Source organism: Corynebacterium jamesii, from assembly GCF_046097395.1.
Classification (GTDB): domain Bacteria; phylum Actinomycetota; class Actinomycetes; order Mycobacteriales; family Mycobacteriaceae; genus Corynebacterium.
The window spans coordinates 1,785,857-1,804,773 of the sequence record NZ_CP175789.1; the positions used below are offsets into that span (position 1 = coordinate 1,785,857).

General features: G+C 59.0%; 14 protein-coding genes and 3 rRNA genes. 6 read left to right on the forward strand and 11 right to left on the reverse strand.

Translation table 11 applies throughout. The features are described from left to right. Nucleotides 1-2: 2 nt before the first annotated feature. Nucleotides 3-731 carry a peptide-methionine (S)-S-oxide reductase MsrA gene (gene msrA, locus ACKFRT_RS07955; protein ID WP_408924927.1) on the reverse strand — a complete coding sequence of 243 codons (729 nt, stop codon included), beginning with the start codon at nucleotides 729-731 and terminating at the stop codon, nucleotides 3-5. 89 nt (nucleotides 732-820) lie between these two features. Further along, entirely contained in the window at nucleotides 821-2,290 is a 1,470-nt protein-coding gene (locus tag ACKFRT_RS07960; RefSeq protein ID WP_408926082.1) for a TM0106 family RecB-like putative nuclease, read from the reverse strand. A gap of 401 nt (nucleotides 2,291-2,691) precedes the next feature. On the opposite strand from ACKFRT_RS07960, the gene ACKFRT_RS07965 reads away from it, so the two are divergent. From ACKFRT_RS07965 to ACKFRT_RS07980, 4 genes are all read left to right on the forward strand, one after another. Next, nucleotides 2,692-3,318, forward strand: a complete 627-nt coding sequence (locus ACKFRT_RS07965) for a DUF6474 family protein (protein ID WP_408924928.1) — start codon at nucleotides 2,692-2,694, stop codon at nucleotides 3,316-3,318. 87 nt (nucleotides 3,319-3,405) lie between these two features. Further along, nucleotides 3,406-5,178, forward strand: coding sequence for an alkaline phosphatase D family protein (locus ACKFRT_RS07970; RefSeq protein ID WP_408924929.1), 1,773 nt, complete (start codon nucleotides 3,406-3,408; stop codon nucleotides 5,176-5,178). A gap of 295 nt (nucleotides 5,179-5,473) precedes the next feature. After that, nucleotides 5,474-5,821, forward strand: a complete 348-nt coding sequence (locus ACKFRT_RS07975) for an Lsr2 family protein (RefSeq protein ID WP_296214945.1) — start codon at nucleotides 5,474-5,476, stop codon at nucleotides 5,819-5,821. A gap of 40 nt (nucleotides 5,822-5,861) precedes the next feature. Beyond that, on the forward strand, nucleotides 5,862-6,473 hold the full coding sequence (locus ACKFRT_RS07980) for a DUF2020 domain-containing protein (RefSeq protein WP_296214947.1): 612 nt from the start codon (nucleotides 5,862-5,864) through the stop codon (nucleotides 6,471-6,473). Here the strand turns inward: ACKFRT_RS07980 and ACKFRT_RS07985 are convergent. Both ACKFRT_RS07985 and ACKFRT_RS07990 read right to left on the reverse strand, forming a co-directional pair. Next, nucleotides 6,454-6,648: a hypothetical protein gene (locus tag ACKFRT_RS07985; RefSeq protein WP_296214949.1), complete on the reverse strand. Its 195-nt coding sequence runs from the start codon at nucleotides 6,646-6,648 to the stop codon at nucleotides 6,454-6,456. The two genes, ACKFRT_RS07980 and ACKFRT_RS07985, sit on opposite strands and share 20 nt — an antisense overlap. Beyond that, the gene (locus ACKFRT_RS07990; protein WP_296214950.1) at nucleotides 6,649-7,446 is read right to left on the reverse strand and encodes a class E sortase; all 798 of its coding nucleotides are present in this window, start codon (nucleotides 7,444-7,446) and stop codon (nucleotides 6,649-6,651) included. It abuts the gene before it with no gap. A 134-nt stretch (nucleotides 7,447-7,580) separates the two neighbouring features. On the opposite strand from ACKFRT_RS07990, the gene yidC reads away from it, so the two are divergent. Then, complete coding sequence (gene yidC / locus ACKFRT_RS07995; RefSeq protein WP_408924930.1) at nucleotides 7,581-8,552, forward strand: membrane protein insertase YidC; 972 nt, start codon at nucleotides 7,581-7,583, stop codon at nucleotides 8,550-8,552. Here the strand turns inward: yidC and ACKFRT_RS08000 are convergent. The 3 genes from ACKFRT_RS08000 to ACKFRT_RS08010 form a co-directional block, all read right to left on the reverse strand. Further along, a complete protein-coding gene (locus ACKFRT_RS08000) occupies nucleotides 8,549-9,307 on the reverse strand; it encodes a TetR/AcrR family transcriptional regulator (protein ID WP_408924931.1) in 759 nt (252 codons plus the stop codon). The two genes, yidC and ACKFRT_RS08000, sit on opposite strands and share 4 nt — an antisense overlap. 168 nt (nucleotides 9,308-9,475) lie before the next feature. After that, a complete protein-coding gene (locus ACKFRT_RS08005) occupies nucleotides 9,476-10,387 on the reverse strand; it encodes a universal stress protein (RefSeq protein WP_296214957.1) in 912 nt (303 codons plus the stop codon). 227 nt (nucleotides 10,388-10,614) lie between these two features. Next, nucleotides 10,615-10,770, reverse strand: a complete 156-nt coding sequence (locus ACKFRT_RS08010) for a hypothetical protein (protein WP_296214959.1) — start codon at nucleotides 10,768-10,770, stop codon at nucleotides 10,615-10,617. A gap of 96 nt (nucleotides 10,771-10,866) precedes the next feature. Between ACKFRT_RS08010 and ACKFRT_RS08015 the strand changes: the two genes are divergently transcribed. Beyond that, nucleotides 10,867-11,808, forward strand: a complete 942-nt coding sequence (locus ACKFRT_RS08015; protein ID WP_408924932.1) for a pseudouridine synthase — start codon at nucleotides 10,867-10,869, stop codon at nucleotides 11,806-11,808. Between the two features lie 14 nt (nucleotides 11,809-11,822). On the opposite strand, the gene ACKFRT_RS08020 is transcribed toward ACKFRT_RS08015, so the two are convergent. The 4 genes from ACKFRT_RS08020 to ACKFRT_RS08035 all read right to left on the reverse strand — a co-directional run bounded on the left by ACKFRT_RS08020 (nucleotide 11,823) and on the right by ACKFRT_RS08035 (nucleotide 18,687). Beyond that, on the reverse strand, nucleotides 11,823-13,334 hold the full coding sequence (locus ACKFRT_RS08020) for an MFS transporter (RefSeq protein ID WP_408924933.1): 1,512 nt from the start codon (nucleotides 13,332-13,334) through the stop codon (nucleotides 11,823-11,825). Between the two features lie 96 nt (nucleotides 13,335-13,430). Continuing rightward, a 5S ribosomal RNA gene (gene rrf / locus ACKFRT_RS08025) occupies nucleotides 13,431-13,548 on the reverse strand. Nucleotides 13,549-13,692: 144 nt separating this feature from the next. Next, a 23S ribosomal RNA gene (locus ACKFRT_RS08030) occupies nucleotides 13,693-16,761 on the reverse strand. Nucleotides 16,762-17,163: 402 nt separating this feature from the next. Continuing rightward, a 16S ribosomal RNA gene (locus tag ACKFRT_RS08035) occupies nucleotides 17,164-18,687 on the reverse strand. The 16S, 23S and 5S rRNA genes sit together here, the layout of an rRNA operon. Nucleotides 18,688-18,917: the final 230 nt, after the last annotated feature.

The following is an 18,917-nucleotide window of genomic DNA, read 5'->3' on the forward strand; positions in this document are numbered from 1 at the left end:
CGCTAGTCCCCCAGCACCCCGACGGGGCAACTCACGCCATTTGCGCCGTGGTTGCAGTACCCGTCGGGGTTCTTGTGTAGATACTGCTGGTGCTCGTCCTCGGCCAGGTAATACTGCCCGTCGCCGATGTTCGCCAGCTCGGCGGTTTCCGTGGTGATGTCCCCGAAGCCCGCGTCCGTAAAACGCTGTTGCCAGCCGGCGATGGCTCGCCGCACTCGCTCCAGCTGCTCGGCATCCTGCGTGTAGACACACGAGCGATATTGCGTGCCCACGTCGTTGCCCTGCCGATCCCCCTGCGTGGGGTCGTGGTTCTCAAAGGCGATCTGCAGCAGCTGCTCTACGCTCACCGCGGCGGCGTCAAAAACAATCCGCACGACTTCTGCGTGGCCGGTCCGCCCGGTGCAGACCTCACGGTAGGTGGGGTTTGGGGTGTAGCCGCCCGCGTATCCCACCGAGGTGCCCCACACCCCGTCCACGCCCCAGAACATGCGCTCCACACCCCAGAAGCAGCCCAGGCCCAGAACGATCTGCGCGGGTTGCTCTAGCCCGTCCGTCTCCGCCCAGTAGCTATCCTCCACACCGGTCAGCGGCGTGCCCAGCACCACGTTTGGCTGCGGATTCTCCAGCACGGGCGTCCGCCCGCCCTGCAGCGCGTCTTCGGGGCCGACGCGCTCGGCCCGGTACGGCCCCTGACTGTTGAGCGCCATGATCCGTTCGAAAAAGTTCGTCATGCTGGTACCTCTCTGTGCTCCGTAGTGCTGTGCAGTGCTGTGCAGCGCTGTGCCGTGCTGTGCCGCGCTGTGGCTCGGTGGTCTCTTAGTCAGTGTCGCAGCTCCCGCAGCCCCGGCGCGCCCCTGCGCAACCACGCGCGAACCGCCGAGGTCGCCACGCAGTCATCAGCGTTGTAGCGCTCCAGCTTACGCCGGGCGGCCTGCGCCGTACTACGGGAACCGCCAATGGCCTGTTCGAATAGTTCCACCGCGGCCTTGCCATTGATTCCCGCCTGGCTAAATTCGAACCCCGCCAGCGGCGCCACCGTCTTAAGCCCCAGCGAGTCTGTCGGCGCCAGCGCCTTTTTCACCAGCCCGAAGCAATCACACCAGTGCTCAGAGGCAATAAAAGCGTTTACTTCCTCCAGCGTGGGCATTGTCACCCGCGTAGCGCTGCCCGCAACCTCGTAGCGGCGCCCACCGTAGCGCTCGGCGGCTTGGCGCAGCCAGTAGTTCTCGCCCTGCGCCGCGTATACCCAGACCTGGAAGTTCTTCCCGGCCTCCAGTGCGTGGCGCTTCCGCGCCTGCAGCCAGTGCCAGAACTCCGCAACGTGCTGGCCCTCGTCGCCATCCCGGCTGAAGTCTCCAAAGCCGATATAGCGCAAACCGTCGAAAGTTCCCCACAGGAATGTGCCACGGTTCGGGTGGGCCTCCATGTCCACGTCGATCTCCACCCAGTCGCGCAGCTCCCCGGATTCACCCCGCGCGCTGCCACCCCAAAGTTCCGGCTGTTCAAACCACCGTTCCTGCGGCCTGCGCAACGCCGCCTGTCCGTCCATCCACGCTTGGGCCAGCTGGGGCTGCTCCCCGTTGCCGGAGGCCGCCAGCTGCGGCAGGGTCTCGATACCCTCCTCGCGCCAATTGCGGGCTTTATCGCCCGGTAGCAGCAGACTGATCTCTTGCGACTCCAGCAACTGAGCTCGGCAATGGTTATGGAATTCGCAGGTCTGGCACTCCTTTACCCGCCGTGGCCCGGTCGGAATCGGTTCTTCCAACGCGGCCTGGAGGCCGGGGAGGACGGAGGGGGCGTCGAAAAAGAAACAGCGCGGCTTACCCGGCCCAGCGCGCCCAATTAGCGCCACGCTGCTGGCGGCAAAACCCCAGTTCCGAAGTATGACGTGAGCGATGGCGACCTTCTGCGCATCCCCGGCGGCGGCGCGGTGACGAAAGTCGATGGGGGCCGGAACCGCCAACCCCAACGCGCCGATGTCCGCCACGCGGCAGTCCGCCAACTGCGTAGCCTTCGCCCGGCGCGCCACGGAATGTGAGGAAATCGCGACAGGCGTGTACTGCATAAACTCGTCCACTCCCTTGCCGAAATCCGTGCGAACCAGCAGATCCAGCTCTACCCGGAAGGGGCCTTCGGCCAGCACCGGGCGGGTGATCAGGCGCGCGCCCGAGGCCAGGGCCTCCAACGTCTGCTCGACGGTCGTCTCGCGCTCCGCCGGGTCGATATCCACCCGGCTGGGAAATACCTTGTCCCCGATCCGTGGTTTCGTCGGCAGGTGCCGTAGCACCATTTCGCGCCGGATCGACGCATTGGCCCTGTGGTGGATCGCTTCGATGTAAGTCTCGAGGTCCTGCGGAATGTGGATGCGTGCGGCAGTTGCCTGTTCCTGCCTTTTCTTATGACGCCGCAGCGCCGCACGGTGACGGCAGCCCACGAGGTCGCTAGGGCCGAGCGGCGGGAAATCTTCGAGCAAGCTCACAATAGTTTCTAAGCCTAGCGCGTCGGCCGGACGAGCAGTGCGCCTGCCTGGCGGGGCGGGGCGCGCCCTGAGCGAGCCGGGGGACGCAGACACTCATAAGGCGGTGCCCGGGGTGTCGAAGTACGGCGAAGCAAGTACAGTGAAGATGTTTGTTAAGTAATCTGGTTGAACAGTAAGACAGATCAAGACAGATCGATTCGCATCGGAGTGACATGGGACTGCTCAGCGGTATGCGCAAGCGCCGTCAGGAAAAGAAGGCCATCGAGAAGGCTGCGAAGGTTCGCGCCAAGGCACAGGTAAAGGCCGACTCTAAGCTGGAGAAGCGCAAGGAGGCCTACCTGCGCAAGACGGCCAAGCAGGTGCGCAAGATGGACGCCAAGGAGCTGAAGGCTCAGCGCAAGCACAACGAAAAGATGGCAAAGGCCTCGCTGGAGCAGATCAAGGCCGGTCGCTTCAACTCCAAGAATGTGCTGAAGGTGGCCGGCGCCGCCCGTGTGGCCGCCCCGTTTGCCCTGCCGCTGTTCTACCGGGGCGTGACCGCGCTGCAGGAGGCCTCCAACGACTCCGCAGCCCGCCGCAACGGCCTGGCCCTCAAGGCCACCGCCGAGTTCCCGGCCGATGGCAGCCTGCAGCAGGCGCGCATCAAGAAGATCCGTAAGTCCCTGGATAAGGGCGTACCAGCAGGCTTCGCCAAGGATATTTCCGAGCGTCTGGACGACCTGGATACGGCCATCGAGAACTCGCGTTCCATGAACAACGGCCAGACCAAGCGCGTACTGCGCTCCGTGTCTAACGAACTGGACTTGGTGGAGTCGCAGATCAAGGCTAAGCGTAAGTAGGCCTAGCGCAGGCAACTCAAGCGCGCGTAGCTCTAAGCGGGTGCACTTGTTCAGCGAAACCTACTTCAACGTGGTTTTATTAGGGCTATGACGAACAAGCCTCAGAATAATTCCACCCCGTCTCAGCGCGGCCAGATCACCCGTCGCCAGGTTCTACAGACCAGCGCGGCCGGTGCAGCTGCCGCCGGCATCGGCGCCGTTGCCGCCAACTCCACCGCCTCCGCAGCCCCGCTGGGATCTTCGAAGCCCGCCGACAAGCCGATCAACATGAAGATGGGCAAGGAGGCCTTCCAGCACGGTATCGCCTCTGGCGACCCGTACCCAGACAGTGTGCTGCTGTGGACCCGCGTGACCTCTAACCAGAACGACTACCCGGGTCTGGGAAAGGGCGAGACCACCACCGTGAAGTGGGAAGTCGCCGCCGACAGCAAGTTCACCCAGATCGTTACCTCCGGCACCGCGAAGGCAGAGCCCTCCCGCGACATGACCGTGAAGGTAGAGGCCCGTGGCCTGAAGCCCTACACCGGCTACTTCTACCGCTTCACCACCACCGACGGCTCCCGCAAGGGCCAGACCTCCCCTGTCGGCAAGACGCGCACCGCTCCCGCCAAGGGCGCAGACGTTTCCGAGCTGCGCTTCGCACTGTTTAGCTGCTCCAACTGGGAGGCTGGCTACTTCAGCGCCTACCGCGATATGGCCAAGCGCGGCGACATCGACTACGCCCTGCACGTCGGCGACTACATCTACGAGTACCCACGCGGTGAGTACACGGGTAAGACCGGCTCTGTCCGCCTGCACGAGCCCGCTAACGAGATCAAGTCCCTGGCCGACTACCGCCAGCGCTACGCTCTGCACCACACCGACCCCGACCTGCAGGCCGCTCACGCCGTCTGCCCGTGGATCGTCACCTGGGATGACCACGAGGTTGCCAACGATAACTGGGCTCACGGCGCCGAGAACCACCAGCCGGATAAAGAAGGCAACTTCCACGAGCGCCGCGACAACGCTTGGCAGGCTTACCTGGAGTGGCTGCCGATCCGCGCCACCCCGCTGTCCGAGAAGGGCCACATCTACCGCAATTTGTCCTTCGGCAACCTGGTCGAGCTGAACATGTTGGACCTGCGCACCTACCGTAATGAGAAGCCGGGCTTTACCTCTGCCCGCAAGACCGACGACAAGTCCCGCACCATGCTGGGCTCCGAGCAGTTTGGCTGGCTAACTAAGAAGCTGTCCACCTCCTCGGCCCGTTGGAACCTCATCGGTAACTCTGTGATGTTCAGCCCCGTTCTGATCCCGCCGTTGGATCCGGAAGCCACCAAGGCCGTCACCCAGCTGCTGGGACTGCCGGAAGAGGGCATGCCGTACAACTTTGACCAGTGGGACGGCTACGCTGCCGAGCGTCGCCGCGTGATCAAGTACCTGATGGATAACAAGATCCGCAACACCGTGTGGCTGACCGGCGACATCCACTCCTCCTGGGCCAACGACATTCCGGCCGTTCCGGGCACCTACCCGAACGGCGGCACCGCTGGTGTGGAGATCGTCTGCACCTCCGTGACCTCCTCCAACATCGACGACATCCTGAAGCTGCCGGAGGATAACGCACTGTCCCACACCGTCGAGTACGCGTTCACCAACATGAACCGCCACGTAAAGTACCTGGACTTTGATTCCCACGGCTACACCGTCGTGCGGGTGACGAAGGATGCTGTAGACGCCAACTGGATGGCTCTAGCTCCGGACGGCAAGCTGAAGCCAAACCAGCCGCTGCACTTCGCCAAGGCCGCCCGCGCTAAGTGGGGCGAGGGCATTCACACCTCCACCGTGCGCATCGATCCGGCGAAGCACTCCGCCCGCTAAATAACCTCACAGCACTTTCTCCCATACCCCCAGGCACTCCCCTGGGGGTATTTTTATATACATTTTTCTTAGCCACGCTCCCCTTTCCCGGCCTATTTGCACTCCCTTTAACATTTATCAAAAGTGCTTCATTGAAATATGTCATTAATGCGCTACACTAGGTACCGAAAAGTGTTTAACTAAGCAACGAATCTTATGTAATATTAAAGATTCATATGTAGCCATTTTGATGCCATATGGCACCAAACGGAACCATGCGCGACCATAAGCGACCATGAATGAAAGGAATATGCAGATGGCACGCCGCGAAATTACCCAGTTCTTCGACGATCTGGACAATACCCCGCTTAACGAAGACGAAGTTAATGTCGTAGATTTCAGCGTCAACGGCATCGATTACACCCTGGATTTATCCGCCAAGAACAGCAAGGCTTTTGATGAAGCCCTGGCTCCCTTTATTAAGGTTGCTCGCCGCAAGACCCGTAGTGGCTCCGCCGGTCGTCGCTCCGCACAACGTAATTCCAACCCGGAGCGTAACCGTATAATCCGCGAATGGGCTCGCGAGAACAACCTGACGGTCTCCGAGCGTGGTCGCATTTCTGCGGATGTTATTGAGAAGTTCGAGAAGGCCCAGGGCAAGTAAAGCCTAAAGCCAAATAAATGGCAGCGGAGTGATTCCGCTTATGGGAGATTCGAGGTTGTCGAAGTTGGGGCGTCATAAAGCAAAAAGGGCTTCCCTTGCACTCGTGGCAGGCGCGGCATTGATTTTTAGCGTGAGCGCCTGTGGGGGCGACCAGGAGAGCGACGAGGCAACCACGGAAACATCGACTGAGCGCACCGTGGAGCCGGTGAAGGGTACCGAACTGCCTATCGACGTGGCTCCGGAGCCGGTAGGCCAAGGCGGGCAGGAAGTTTGCCCATACCTGGACGGCGAATGGCTGCAGAACACGAACGGCCAGCGGCTGACGGGCACCGGCACGGACGAGCGCTTCGACCCGCCGGCCTGCGTTTTCTGGTCCTACGAGGACTACCCGCAGGCGACGGTGATGGTGCGCCACATGCGCACGAACTCGGACGCGATCGCGGTGGTGGATCATGCCGCGCCGGTCGATTCCACGCTGAAGGCCCTGGATCCGGAAGGGTGGAGTGGCGGGCGCCGCGGCGGCGACGGTGAATCCGGTGCCGTCTACGCAGTGTGGAAGGACGAGACGGCTGTGGTCGTTACCACGGCACAAGAACAATCCGTGAAGGCGCAGAAAATCGCCGAGGAGACGATCAAGAACCTCCAGCTCTAGCGGCGACCCGCAGCAGCCCTTCGGTGACCTCCACGTCGGTCCAGGGCATCATCGGACCGATCCAGGGGAACACGACCTCCATCAATAGGAAGAAGATGCCCACCAGCAGCACGAGGACGATCAGCAGCTTGACCCACCACGGACCCGGCAAAATTCGCCATAGCAGCGCGTACATTTAAGATCCCTCCGTCAGTTCTTGGGGCAGCTGCCCGCCCTGCTTCGGCTCAGAGCGGACGAGTACCGCGTGGACGATCATGCGCTCCTTGTTGGAAAACTGCGGGTGGCAGGTCGTCATTGTCAGCAGCGCCGCATCCTCCGGTTTCGCCTCGATGCGCTGCTGACCCGGGATCGGGTTGATCACGCTGATGTCATTCGGGGTAGTGATGTACCGGCCGTTAACACCCGCGTATTCGCCCTCCGCCATCTTCTGCGCCAGCTCCGGGGGCATGCACTTCTCGGCCTCCGCCTTGCGGCTCCCCGGGTCCACGTCGATCGGCATTACACGGTAGATGTTCCAGTTGCCGGCGGTCTCCACGACGACGGAATCGCAGGTTTTCAACAGACCCAGGTCGTTGAAGGGGGAACCACGCCCCACTCGGTGGCCCGCCATGGCAAAGTTGCCGGGTTTTCCGGGATCCTGGCTGTCCTGGTAGTGCCCAGGCCCCTTGGTCAGATCCTCGTCGGCCACGCCCTTGACCACGGAGAAATTGAAGTCCGAGCCGAAGGAGGGGATGTACAGTCGGGCGAATGCCGTGCCCTCTGCCGGCTCGGTCAGCGGGCGGGGGTTCTTTTCGTCCCACTGCTCGTCCAGCTCGTGGGCGACGGCGGCCTGCTGACGACCGGATTGGATATCGGTCCAAAAGACGTCCCAGAATCCGAACAACAGGGCAAGAACACCGAAGGTAATGAGGATCTCGCCGAGAACGCTAATCGGGTCGAGTCGCGTTGTCTCCGGCCGTCGGTGTCGTCCCATGCGTCACATCGTACTACGTTTCAAAGTTATACCCCGCCTATACACCGAGTTTGTCAGGAGGTTATTTCACGTTAAGCCCCCGCGCCACCAGCTATATCCCACAGCCGGTTTAAGCGACGGGTAAGCTCACCTGCATGAAGATCGTCGAGTACCCCGTCGCGCTATTCCTCAAGGCTTGGCATTACCTTTTCGCCGATATTTTTGGCTGGGATGGTGCGCAAACGTGGCTGCTGGCCCTTGTTCTTCTGATCGTTACCGTGCGCGGTCTGCTTTTGCCCTTCGTATATCGGCAGTCCTATTCCAGCCGCATTCTGATAAACCTCCGGCCTAAGGTTTATCGCCTGGAGCAGGAATATCGCGACAAGGAGCCAGAAAGTCGCAAGGAGCTGGCCAAGAAGCGGCGCGAACTACAGAAGGAACACGAATACCGTTTTTCCGACGGTTGCGTTCCCATGCTTATTCAGATTCCGGTTCTGCTGGGCCTGTACCGCATGCTCATTCACGTCACCAGCCCCGACCCGGAGGTTAACGCTTCAGACAATGGCTTCGGCCCGCTGAATGCCGAAGATGTTCAGTCCCTTCTTTCTGCGAAACTTTTCGACGTGCCTTTGGCGGCCTATGTGCAAATGTCGGGTTCGCAGTTTGCGGAGATTAACACCACCAAGGAGCAGGTGTTCTGGGTGGTATTTCCCATGGCGATCCTGGCTGCGATCTTCACTACGTCTAACTGGGCGTATTCCATGTACCGCAACTACCGCACGCTGGACCATAACTCCGGCATGGCTCGCGGCTTGCTGAAGCTCATGTGGCTCATCGGCCCCATCGTGTTGATCGCACCGTTCACCATTGCCTTGGGTGCAGTCGGCCCGGTGGCGCTGATGGTCTACTGGGTGGGCAACAACCTCTGGACTGCGGCCCAGACCATCTCCATCCAGCGGATCTTGGACCGCAAGATCCCCTACTCCGATGAGTTCCTAGCGCACCACAAATCCATGAAGGACCAGCACATCGAGCGGAAGAAAGAAAAGAAGCTGGCCCGCAAGGCTAAGAGAAACGGCCAGCCCACCGCTATCGCTGAGCAGAAGCAGTCCGCCGAGGAAAGCTAAATGCTGTAGCTCATCGGCGCGGTGAGCAGCAGCTGCTTCGCCAGACCCCGCGCGGTCTCCAGCGGCACTGTGTTGCGCGACATTTTGGCGCCGCTCAGCCCACCGTCCATGAAAACCATCAGCTGGTCGGCCAATGTCTGCGAGGCGTAGCCGAAGCGTTCCGTCAGCAGCTCGGCCATCGTGTCGCGGCACCAGCGGCGGTAGTCCATCGCCGCATCGCGGATGCGCTGTTCCGAGTCGGTTTCGGGCCGCGGGTATTCGCTGGCTGCGTTCTGGAAGTGCGATCCCCGGTAGTTGTTCTCCGGCTCTTGCTGGATGCACAGGTCGAAGAACGCGATGATGCGATCCTCCGGGCTTTCGCGCGGATCCGCCAACGCATGCCAGTCGTCGCGCCACTTCTGGTCGAGCTCGTGCAGGTAGGCGACCACCAGGTTGTCCTTCGACCCGAACAGCGAATACAGGCTGGCTTTCGCCACGTCCGCATCACGCAAAATGCGGTCGATACCGATGACGCGGATGCCCTGCGTGGTAAAGAGGTTCGTCGCACTGGCCAGCAGGCGTTGGCGCGGCCCGGGGCGGTTGCGGCGGCTGGATCGCGGGGCTTGCTTCGCGGCCTTTTTAGCCGCCTTCTTGGTGGACTTCTTGGCCGTTTTCTTGGTGGTCTTTTTTGGCGACGCCCCGTCGCCTGCGCCAGCCGAGGAGTCAGTAGTGGCTGCGGCATCTGCCGCGCGGGAGTTATCCTCTGCCGTTGCCATCTACCTGTCTCCTTACTATCTGTGGCTTTGCAGTATCACAGCTCTGTAGTGATACGACTGTACAGTGTTACAACTCTGCCGAGTCTACAAAATCCTGCAGAGCCTCAGAGACCCTACAGGATGTGAATTATATCGGGGAACGTCGCACCGTTCCTTAGCCGATCCCCTTTACTTGCGCTTGTTGTCCTTCGGGCGCACGACCATCATCGGGCACGGTGCATACTGCAGCAGGGTGCGGGAGGTCGATCCCAGCAGCATACCCTTGAAGCCGCCACGGCCGTGGGAGCCGACGATCAGCAGCTGTGCGTCCTTGGCAGCCTCGGTGAGGGACTGAACCGGGCGCTCGCGCTCCACGATCTCCTCAACCTGCACGCTCGGGTACTCCTTAACGAGCTCTTTCAGCTCGTCCTCCATCATGTCCTGGCGCTCAACGATCATGCGATCCATCTGGTTCTGAGCATCGACCAGGCCAACGTAGGAGGTGTGGATCTGGGTGTCGGTCCAAGAGTGGACGGCGCGCAGCAGGGCACCGCGCGCCTCGGCCTCGCGGAAGGCGATCTTCAGCGCCTGGCGGGAGATCTCGGAGCCGTCCACGCCGACCACGACGGGGCCGTACTTGTTGTCAACGGTCACGTCGTTATCCTTGCGCACAACCACGACGGGGCAATCGGCGTGGGAGACGACGGCGCTGGAGACGGAGCCCATGACCAGGCCAGACAGGCCACCCAAGCCGCGGGAGCCCATGACGATCATCTCTGCGGTCTCGGACAGGTCCAGCAGGGTGTCGATCGGGGCGCCTTCCTTAACCAGGTAGCTGACCTCAATGTCGGCGCTGAAGTCGCTGACAATCTTGCGGGCGTTCTCGATCTTGTCGCCGGCTTCGCTCTCGAGCTCGTCGTAAAGCTCCTGCGGCGGAACCATTCCGTCGGCGTACATGAATTGAGGCATGGTGTAAGCGCTAACCAGCTTCAACGGCTGTTCGCGCTTTAGGGCGGCATTCGCAGCCCACCTAACGGCTTCGTTGCTGGCATCAGAGCCATCAACTGCAACGACGATTTCCTTATCGCTCTTGGTAGCCATGGGAAACGATCCTTCCTTGCAAGGCATTATTCGATTTATCCTCTAACACTTCCCATTATCCTCAAAAGCGGTAATGAATGCAGGAAGGTGCCCAATTCGCCCCTATTTTTGGGACGAATCAGACACCTTGTGAGTGAGTAGTTGAGTGGCCGTTGTAGTTGTCGCTGTAGTTACTGAATGGGTGATTTTGTTGCGCGTTCACGCATTAGCGCATGAACGCCAACGAACTAACCCCGAGTGTCCGGCAGCGGAACGTCGTGGGCAGCGGGTGCGTTGGAGGGGGAGAAGAACTCCAGCAGCGTGCGGAAGATGTTCAGCAGTACTCCGCCCAGTGGGCTCTGGAACAGGTTAGACAGGGAACCGGTAATAGATGCAATATCCATGCCGGGTAGCATAACGGATTGATGGGACCATTACCAGTAAAGAAGGGCTTGAATCCTACACGGATTCTCGTTCCCCCAGCTACCGACACGCCGTGGGTGGCTAAAAATTTCTTATGGCACCTGATTTCTGCCCAGCGCCACCGAGCAGAAGATGATGATTTTAGCGCTGTCTTGGATCGCTTCGCCGCCGGCGAGGTCTGCCTGGATTCCGGCGCCCCACTGCGCCCGGATGATGTATTGCGCCCCGGTAGCTTCATTAACTTTTATCGGCGCCCCGCCCCAGAGCGCCCCGTCCCTGGCGAGATCACTGTTCTGCACCAGGACGCGGACATCGTGGTGATAGATAAGCCTCCCTTTCTGGCCACCCTCCCGCGCGGCCAGCACATCACCCAGACCGCGCTAGTGAAGGCGCGCGTGCACTTGGATATCCCGGAGCTCTCCCCCTCTCACCGGCTCGATCGCCTCACCCGCGGGGTGCTGTTGATGACCGCCCGCCCGGAAGTTCGTGGAGCCTATCAGACGATGTTCGAGCAGCGCATACCCCACAAGGTTTACGAGGCTTTAACTCCCCTGCCTGACGAGGCTCCCTTCGCTCCCATCGCCCCTCTGGCTGATTGGCGCTCGTGGGAGCCACCCACGCACGACCGCCCGTGGCGGCTAGAGCACAGCATGTCGAAAACCCGCGGTCACCTCAGCACTATCCTCACCGACGGACCTCCCAACGCGCTGACGTTGGTCACGGGGCTGCGCACGGAACGTCGCGACGGCCGCGAGGTGCTGGTGTGGCGCCTTGAACCCCGCACCGGCAAGACCCACCAGCTGCGCGTGGTTCTGCGCTCGCTAGGCCTGCCGATTCTGCACGACCCCCTGTACACCGAGTTGTCGGACGCGGCGCTTTTTAATATGGACGCCCCCACGCCCCGGCCGGTGTACGTGGAGGACGAGAACTTTGACGCTCCCATGGGACTGATCGCCAAAGAGCTGCGCTTTCCCGATCCGCTGACCGGCCGGCAGCGGGAGTTCATTAGCCGTTTCTAACCGAGACGTGCAGATCAGTCTTCCAGCTCTACCGTTACGCCCCGCAGGATTCGGGCGGTGTAAAGGGAACCCGCCGCCAGCACCACCACGACCAGGGCGGAGATGAGCGCCAGGGCGTGGGAGTATGCGATGTCAGCGGCCGCGAATAACGGATCAGACCAGCTGGCGCTTGTAGTCTGCGCGATGTGGACGGCATCGTGCAGGCTCTCTTTAGCTGCCTCGGGCGCATCGACGGGCAGGGATATGGTGGCCGAATAAAAGAAGGTGACCAGGCTGCCGAGGACCGCGATGGAGGTGAGGGAGCCGAACTCGTAACTGACCTCCTCCACTGACGAGGCCATTCCCGCACGATGGCTCGGCACGCCTGAGACCATCGCGATGGAGGCTACCGACATTACCGCGCCGAGCCCCATGCCCATGACAAATAGCCCGCTGAGAAGAAGGGGCGTCCATCCCCATAGACCGTAAGCACACACAACCACACCACCAAGGGTTGCGAGGCCGAGCCCGCCGGCGATCAGGCGGCGGATGCCGAACTGCGAGAGGCGCGCACCAGCGTAGATAGAGGTCGCGAGGGCTCCAAGAGCTGCAAAGGTCACGTACAGGCCGGAACGCAGCGGGGTCAGTCCGTCGGCAAGCTGCAGCTTCTGCGTGGTGACGTACTGTAGGCCCGCGAGCGCGAACATGGATAGTGCCGCCCCCAGAGCGCCGGAGCGAAACGCGGGGTAGCGGAAGATGTCGAGGGTAATAAGGGGTTGTGAAAGTTTGTTTTGACGCCGTGCGAACGCCCAGCCACCAAAGACAAGCAGTACGGCGGCAGCGCCAATGACAGGCCAGTTTTGCGGCGTATGGGTTCCCTCCTTAATCAGCAATACGGCACTGACCAGGGTGACCATGGCATAGATGGAAGACAACAGATCCCAGTGCTTGTTGGGGTTAAGCTGTTCGCGCGGAGCGACGAAGGGCAAAGCTACCAGTGCGGCCAGTACGAGCGGAACGTTGACCAAAAAGCAGGAGCCCCACCAGAACAGTTCCAACAGTAAACCACCGACGATGGGACCGAGCGCAGCGGAGATCGTGGAGAGGCTGGCCCAGATGCCGATGGCAAGATTTAGTTCCGCGGGTTTGGTGAACGTCAGGCGGATGAGGGACAGCGTGGAGGGCATCATGGTCGCAGCCCCCACTGCAAGCAGTGCGCGACCGGCGATCAGCACGCCTGCGTTGGGGGCGAATGCTGCCAGCAACGAGGCAATTCCGAAGATGATGAGGCCTGTCACGAACATGACTCGGTGGCCGATTTTGTCCCCTAGGGTGCCGGTCCCGAGCAAGAGGCCCGCGATCACGACGGGGTAGGCGTTGACGATCCAGAGTTGTTGGGTACTGGTGGCGCCGAGGTCCTCTACGAGGCTGGGCAGGGCCGTGTAGAGGATGGTGTTATCGAGCGTGATGATGGTAATGCCCACGCCGACGGTGGCGAGGAGGAGCCAGCGTTGCAGTGGTGTGGCGTTAGATGGCTGGGAGTTCATGAGTGGAACTCTACCAAGCGGTATTTAGGCATAAAAAAAGGGGGAGCATGCACAACCACACAGGCTGCACACACTCCCTCAATCATTTAGTTTTAATGCCGGCGGTGACTTACTCTCCCACACCCTCCCAGGTGCAGTACCATCAGCGCAGGTAGGCTTAGCTTCCGGGTTCGGAACGGGACCGGGCGTGACCCCACCGCTAACAACCACCGACAAACCACAATCAGAACAAAACACACACCCAACCAAACCCAAACCCAAGGGGTTTACTGGTGTGTCGTGCCGTTCCAGACACTGCATAACAGACGCGAGCACACAACAATTTGCGACAAGAAACCACAATCTCAGCAACAAACAAATTGTGTTGAACATCGGCCAATTAGTACCGGTCACCTCCATCACTCACATGACTTCCAGATCCGGCCTATCAACCCCATAATCTATAGGGAACCTCAAAAGAAACCTCATCTCAGAACAGGCTTCCCGCTTAGATGCTTTCAGCGGTTATCCCTCCCATACGTAGCCAACCAGCCATGCCACGGGCGTGACAACTGGCCCACCAGAGGTATGTCCGTCCCGGTCCTCTCGTACTAGGGACAGCCTTCTACAAGTTTCAACGCGCACGGCGGATAGAGACCGAACTGTCTCACGACGTTCTAAACCCAGCTCGCGTGCCGCTTTAATGGGCGAACAGCCCAACCCTTGGGACCTACTCCAGCCCCAGGATGCGACGAGCCGACATCGAGGTGCCAAACCATCCCGTCGATATGGACTCTTGGGGAAGATCAGCCTGTTATCCCCGGGGTACCTTTTATCCGTTGAGCGACACCGCTTCCACAAGCCGGTGCCGGATCACTAGTCCCTACTTTCGTACCTGCTCGACCTGTCAGTCTCACAGTCAAGCTCCCTTGTGCACTTACACTCAACACCTGATTGCCAACCAGGCTGAGGGAACCTTTGGGCGCCTCCGTTACACTTTGGGAGGCAACCGCCCCAGTTAAACTACCCACCAGGCACTGTCCCTAACCCGGATCACGGGCCGAGGTTCAGATGCCCAATCCGATCAGAGTGGTATTTCACCAACGACTCCACAACCACTAGCGTGGCTACTTCACAGTCTCCCACCTATCCTACACAAACCGAACCGAACACCAATACCAAGCTATAGTGAAGGTCCCGGGGTCTTTTCGTCCTGCCGCGCGTAACGAGCATCTTTACTCGTACTGCAATTTCACCGGGCCTGTGGTTGAGACAGCAGGGAAGTCGTTACGCCATTCGTGCAGGTCGGAACTTACCCGACAAGGAATTTCGCTACCTTAGGATGGTTATAGTTACCACCGCCGTTTACTGGGGCTTAAATTCTCCGCTTCGACCCCGAAGGATCTAACAGGTCCTCTTAACCTTCCAGCACCGGGCAGGCGTCAGTCCGTATACATCGACTTACAGTCTTCGCACGGACCTGTGTTTTTAGTAAACAGTCGCTTCCCTCTATTCTCTGCGACCACCACCAGCTCAACACGTCGTTCACCAGTAGTGGCACCCCTTCTCCCGAAGTTACGGGGCCATTTTGCCGAATTCCTTAACCACAGTTCACCCGAACGCCTTAGTATTCTCTACCTGACCACCTGTGTCGGTTTACGGTACGGGCCGTACATGCACTCACTAGAGGCTTTTCTCGACAGCATAGGATCACCAACATCCCCACAACGGGTACGCATCACGCCTCACCCATATGCAGGACGGATTTACCAATCCCTGCGGGCCACACGCTTACACCACAATCCAATAAGTGGCTTGGCTACCTTCCTGCGTCACCCCATCGCTTGGCTACTACCAGATCAGGTCCCACGCATCCACACACCACACACACAAAGTGCACATGACACGCTTCAGGGCGGTTAGTATCACTGATTCACCATTGGTCGCACACACACGGGTACGGGAATATCAACCCGTTAACCATCGACTACGCCTGTCGGCCTCGCCTTAGGACCCGACTCACCCTGGGAAGATTAGCTTGACCCAGGAACCCTTAGTCATCCGGCGGATACGTTTCACACGCATCATTCGCTACTCATGCCTGCATTCTCACTCGCATAACCTCCACCACACGGTCACCCGGCAGCTTCAACGACCACACGACGCTCCCCTACCAACCCAACAAAGTTGAGTTCCGCGGTTTCGGCGGTGTACTTGAGCCCCACTACATTGTCGGCGCAGAACCACTCGACCAGTGAGCTATTACGCACTCTTTCAAGGATGGCTGCTTCTAAGCCAACCTCCTGGCTGTCTTCGCGATCCCACATCCTTTTCCACTTAGCACACTCTTAGGGGCCTTAACCGGCGATCTGGGCTGTTTCCCTCTCGACTAACGAAGCTTATCCCCCGCAGTCTCACTGCCGCGCTCTGACTTACCGGCATTCGGAGTTTGGCTGACGTCGCTAAGATGATAGTCCCGCTCAACCAACCAGTAGCTCTACCTCCGGCAAGAAACACACGACGCTGCACCTAAATGCATTTCGGGGAGAACCAGCTATCACGGAGTTTGATTGGCCTTTCACCCCTACCCACAACTCATCCCCTCAGTTTTCAACCTAAGTGGGTTCGCGCCTCCACAGCCTCTTACAGCTGCTTCACACTGGCCATGGGTAGATCACCCCGCTTCGGGTCCAGGACACGCCACTCACACACCCTCATTAGGATTCGGTTTCCCTACGGCTACCCCACACAACGGGTTAACCTCGCGACATGCCGCTGACTCGCAGGCTCATTCTTCAAAAGGCACGCCATCACCCAAAGGCTCTGACGGCTTGTAGGCACACGGTTTCAGGTACTATTTCACTCCCCTCCCGGGGTACTTTTCACCATTCCCTCACGGTACTCATACACTATCGGTCACAATAAGTATTCAGGCTTACCGGGCGGTCCCGGCAGATTCACAGCAGATTCCACGAGCCCGCTGCTACTCGGGTATCACATCAACCCCAACACCACATGCTTTCACGTACCGGACTCTCACCGTCTACGGCAGGCCATTCCAAACCACTTCCGCTAACACATGGCACCAAGGCACGGCATGGCAGCACCGCACAACACAACCCCACAACCCCACACACGCAACCCCTGCCAGGTATCACACGCATGCAGTTTAGCCAACAATCCACGTTCGCTCGCCGCTACTAGCAGAATCATTATTATTTTCTTCTCCTACGGGTACTAAGATGTTTCACTTCCCCGCGTTACCACCACACAAACTATGAATTCATCCATGCAGCGACCACACACAACTGTGGCCAGGTTTCCCCATTCGGACACCCTCGGATCAACGCTCGATTGACAACTCCCCGAGGACTATCGCGGCCTTCCACGTCCTTCATCGGCTTATCATGCCCAAGGCATCCACCGTGCGCCCTTCACAGACAACACAAAACACTAAGACACCCACACACCAACAACCCACAACACAAACATTGCAAGCCATCAGCGCGTGAACATAATGATTTCAAACAAAAATCACAAAAAAGAAGATACTCGCGTCCACTATACAGTTCTCAAACAACACTGAACACCCACAACAACACACAACACACAACGCCGCATGCCATCACACGCATCCACACACAGGAACAAAAGATTGCCCCAGACACCCAACAGCCATGACAAACCAAACACACACTTCATCAACCCAACCCCACAAAAACAGTGCCAACCCCAACACACGCACACCACAAACAATGCAACAAATCCAACAACCAACAACCACAACAAAATGGCTGAACCGGTTACCTATTCACCCAGAAACAAAAACAAAAATATAAAAACTCCTTAGAAAGGAGGTGATCCAGCCGCACCTTCCGGTACGGCTACCTTGTTACGACTTCGTCCCAATCGCCAATCCCACCTTCGACAGCTCCCTAACAAGTTTGGGCCACTGGCTTCGGGTGTTACCAACTTTCATGACGTGACGGGCGGTGTGTACAAGGCCCGGGAACGTATTCACCGCAGCATTGCTGATCTGCGATTACTAGCGACTCCGACTTCATGGAGTCGAGTTGCAGACTCCAATCCGAACTGAGACCGGCTTTAAGGGATTAGCTCCACCTCACGGTATCGCAACCCACTGTACCGACCATTGTAGCATGTGTGAAGCCCTGGACATAAGGGGCATGATGATTTGACGTCATCCCCACCTTCCTCCGAGTTAACCCCGGCAGTCTCTCGCGAGTCCCCACCATAACGTGCTGGCAACACAAGACAAGGGTTGCGCTCGTTGCGGGACTTAACCCAACATCTCACGACACGAGCTGACGACAACCATGCACCACCTGTACACCAGCCACAAAGGGAAACTACATCTCTGCAGCGATCCAGTGTATGTCAAGCCCAGGTAAGGTTCTTCGCGTTGCATCGAATTAATCCACATGCTCCGCCGCTTGTGCGGGCCCCCGTCAATTCCTTTGAGTTTTAGCCTTGCGGCCGTACTCCCCAGGCGGGGCGCTTAATGCGTTAGCTACGGCACAGGAATCGTAAATAAAACCCCCACACCTAGCGCCCACCGTTTACGGCATGGACTACCAGGGTATCTAATCCTGTTCGCTACCCATGCTTTCGCTCCTCAGCGTCAGTAACTGCCCAGAGACCTGCCTTCGCCATCGGTGTTCCTCCTGATATCTGCGCATTTCACCGCTACACCAGGAATTCCAGTCTCCCCTACAGCACTCTAGTTATGCCCGTATCGCCTGCACGCCCGAAGTTAAGCCCCGGGATTTCACAGACGACGCGACAAACCACCTACGAGCTCTTTACGCCCAGTAATTCCGGACAACGCTCGCACCCTACGTATTACCGCGGCTGCTGGCACGTAGTTAGCCGGTGCTTCTTATCCAGGTACCGTCACCCAAAAGGCTTCTTCCCTAGCGAAAGGAGTTTACAACCCGAAGGCCTTCATCCCCCACGCGGCGTCGCTGCATCAGGCTTGCGCCCATTGTGCAATATTCCCCACTGCTGCCTCCCGTAGGAGTCTGGGCCGTGTCTCAGTCCCAATGTGGCCGTACACCCTCTCAGGCCGGCTACCCGTCGTCGCCTTGGTAGGCCATTACCCCACCAACAAGCTGATAGGCCGCGGGCTCATCTCGCACCGAAAAACTTTCCACCACACACACTAAAGCATGGTCCTATCCGGTATTAGACCCAGTTTCCCAGGCTTATCCCGAAGTGCAAGGCAGATCACCCACGTGTTACTCACCCGTTCGCCACTCGAGTACCTCTGCAAGCAGAGGCCTTTCCGTTCGACTTGCATGTGTTAAGCACGCCGCCAGCGTTCGTCCTGAGCCAGGATCAAACTCTCCATAAAAAATGCCATCAGACACATGGTGAGCCTGAAAACCAGGCAAACAAAAAAACAAAATTACTGACAAAAGAATTGAAAAAAGGATAAATAAATCACATCAACCAACACCAACAACCACTACAGTCGCCGGCTATCGATCAGACACAACATACATCCACAAACTTCCAAACTCTTCCATCAGCCCAACCAACACCCACAAAACAGGCATCCGCTGGGATACGCACATTCACATA

Excerpts from the sequence above, each read along its gene's own strand:
- msrA (WP_408924927.1), bottom strand. The coding sequence starts at position 731 with ATGACGAACTTTTTCGAACGGATCATGGCGCTCAACAGTCAGGGGCCG.
- ACKFRT_RS07985 (WP_296214949.1), bottom strand. The coding sequence starts at position 6,648 with ATGTACGCGCTGCTATGGCGAATTTTGCCGGGTCCGTGGTGGGTCAAG.
- ACKFRT_RS07960 (WP_408926082.1), bottom strand. The coding sequence starts at position 2,290 with ATGGTGCTACGGCACCTGCCGACGAAACCACGGATCGGGGACAAGGTA.
- ACKFRT_RS07980 (WP_296214947.1), top strand. The coding sequence starts at position 5,862 with ATGGGAGATTCGAGGTTGTCGAAGTTGGGGCGTCATAAAGCAAAAAGG.
- ACKFRT_RS08000 (WP_408924931.1), bottom strand. The coding sequence starts at position 9,307 with ATGGCAACGGCAGAGGATAACTCCCGCGCGGCAGATGCCGCAGCCACT.
- ACKFRT_RS07965 (WP_408924928.1), top strand. The coding sequence starts at position 2,692 with ATGGGACTGCTCAGCGGTATGCGCAAGCGCCGTCAGGAAAAGAAGGCC.
- ACKFRT_RS08010 (WP_296214959.1), bottom strand. The coding sequence starts at position 10,770 with ATGGATATTGCATCTATTACCGGTTCCCTGTCTAACCTGTTCCAGAGC.
- ACKFRT_RS07990 (WP_296214950.1), bottom strand. The coding sequence starts at position 7,446 with ATGGGACGACACCGACGGCCGGAGACAACGCGACTCGACCCGATTAGC.
- ACKFRT_RS08005 (WP_296214957.1), bottom strand. The coding sequence starts at position 10,387 with ATGGCTACCAAGAGCGATAAGGAAATCGTCGTTGCAGTTGATGGCTCT.
- ACKFRT_RS07970 (WP_408924929.1), top strand. The coding sequence starts at position 3,406 with ATGACGAACAAGCCTCAGAATAATTCCACCCCGTCTCAGCGCGGCCAG.
- ACKFRT_RS07975 (WP_296214945.1), top strand. The coding sequence starts at position 5,474 with ATGGCACGCCGCGAAATTACCCAGTTCTTCGACGATCTGGACAATACC.
- yidC (WP_408924930.1), top strand. The coding sequence starts at position 7,581 with ATGAAGATCGTCGAGTACCCCGTCGCGCTATTCCTCAAGGCTTGGCAT.
- ACKFRT_RS08020 (WP_408924933.1), bottom strand. The coding sequence starts at position 13,334 with ATGAACTCCCAGCCATCTAACGCCACACCACTGCAACGCTGGCTCCTC.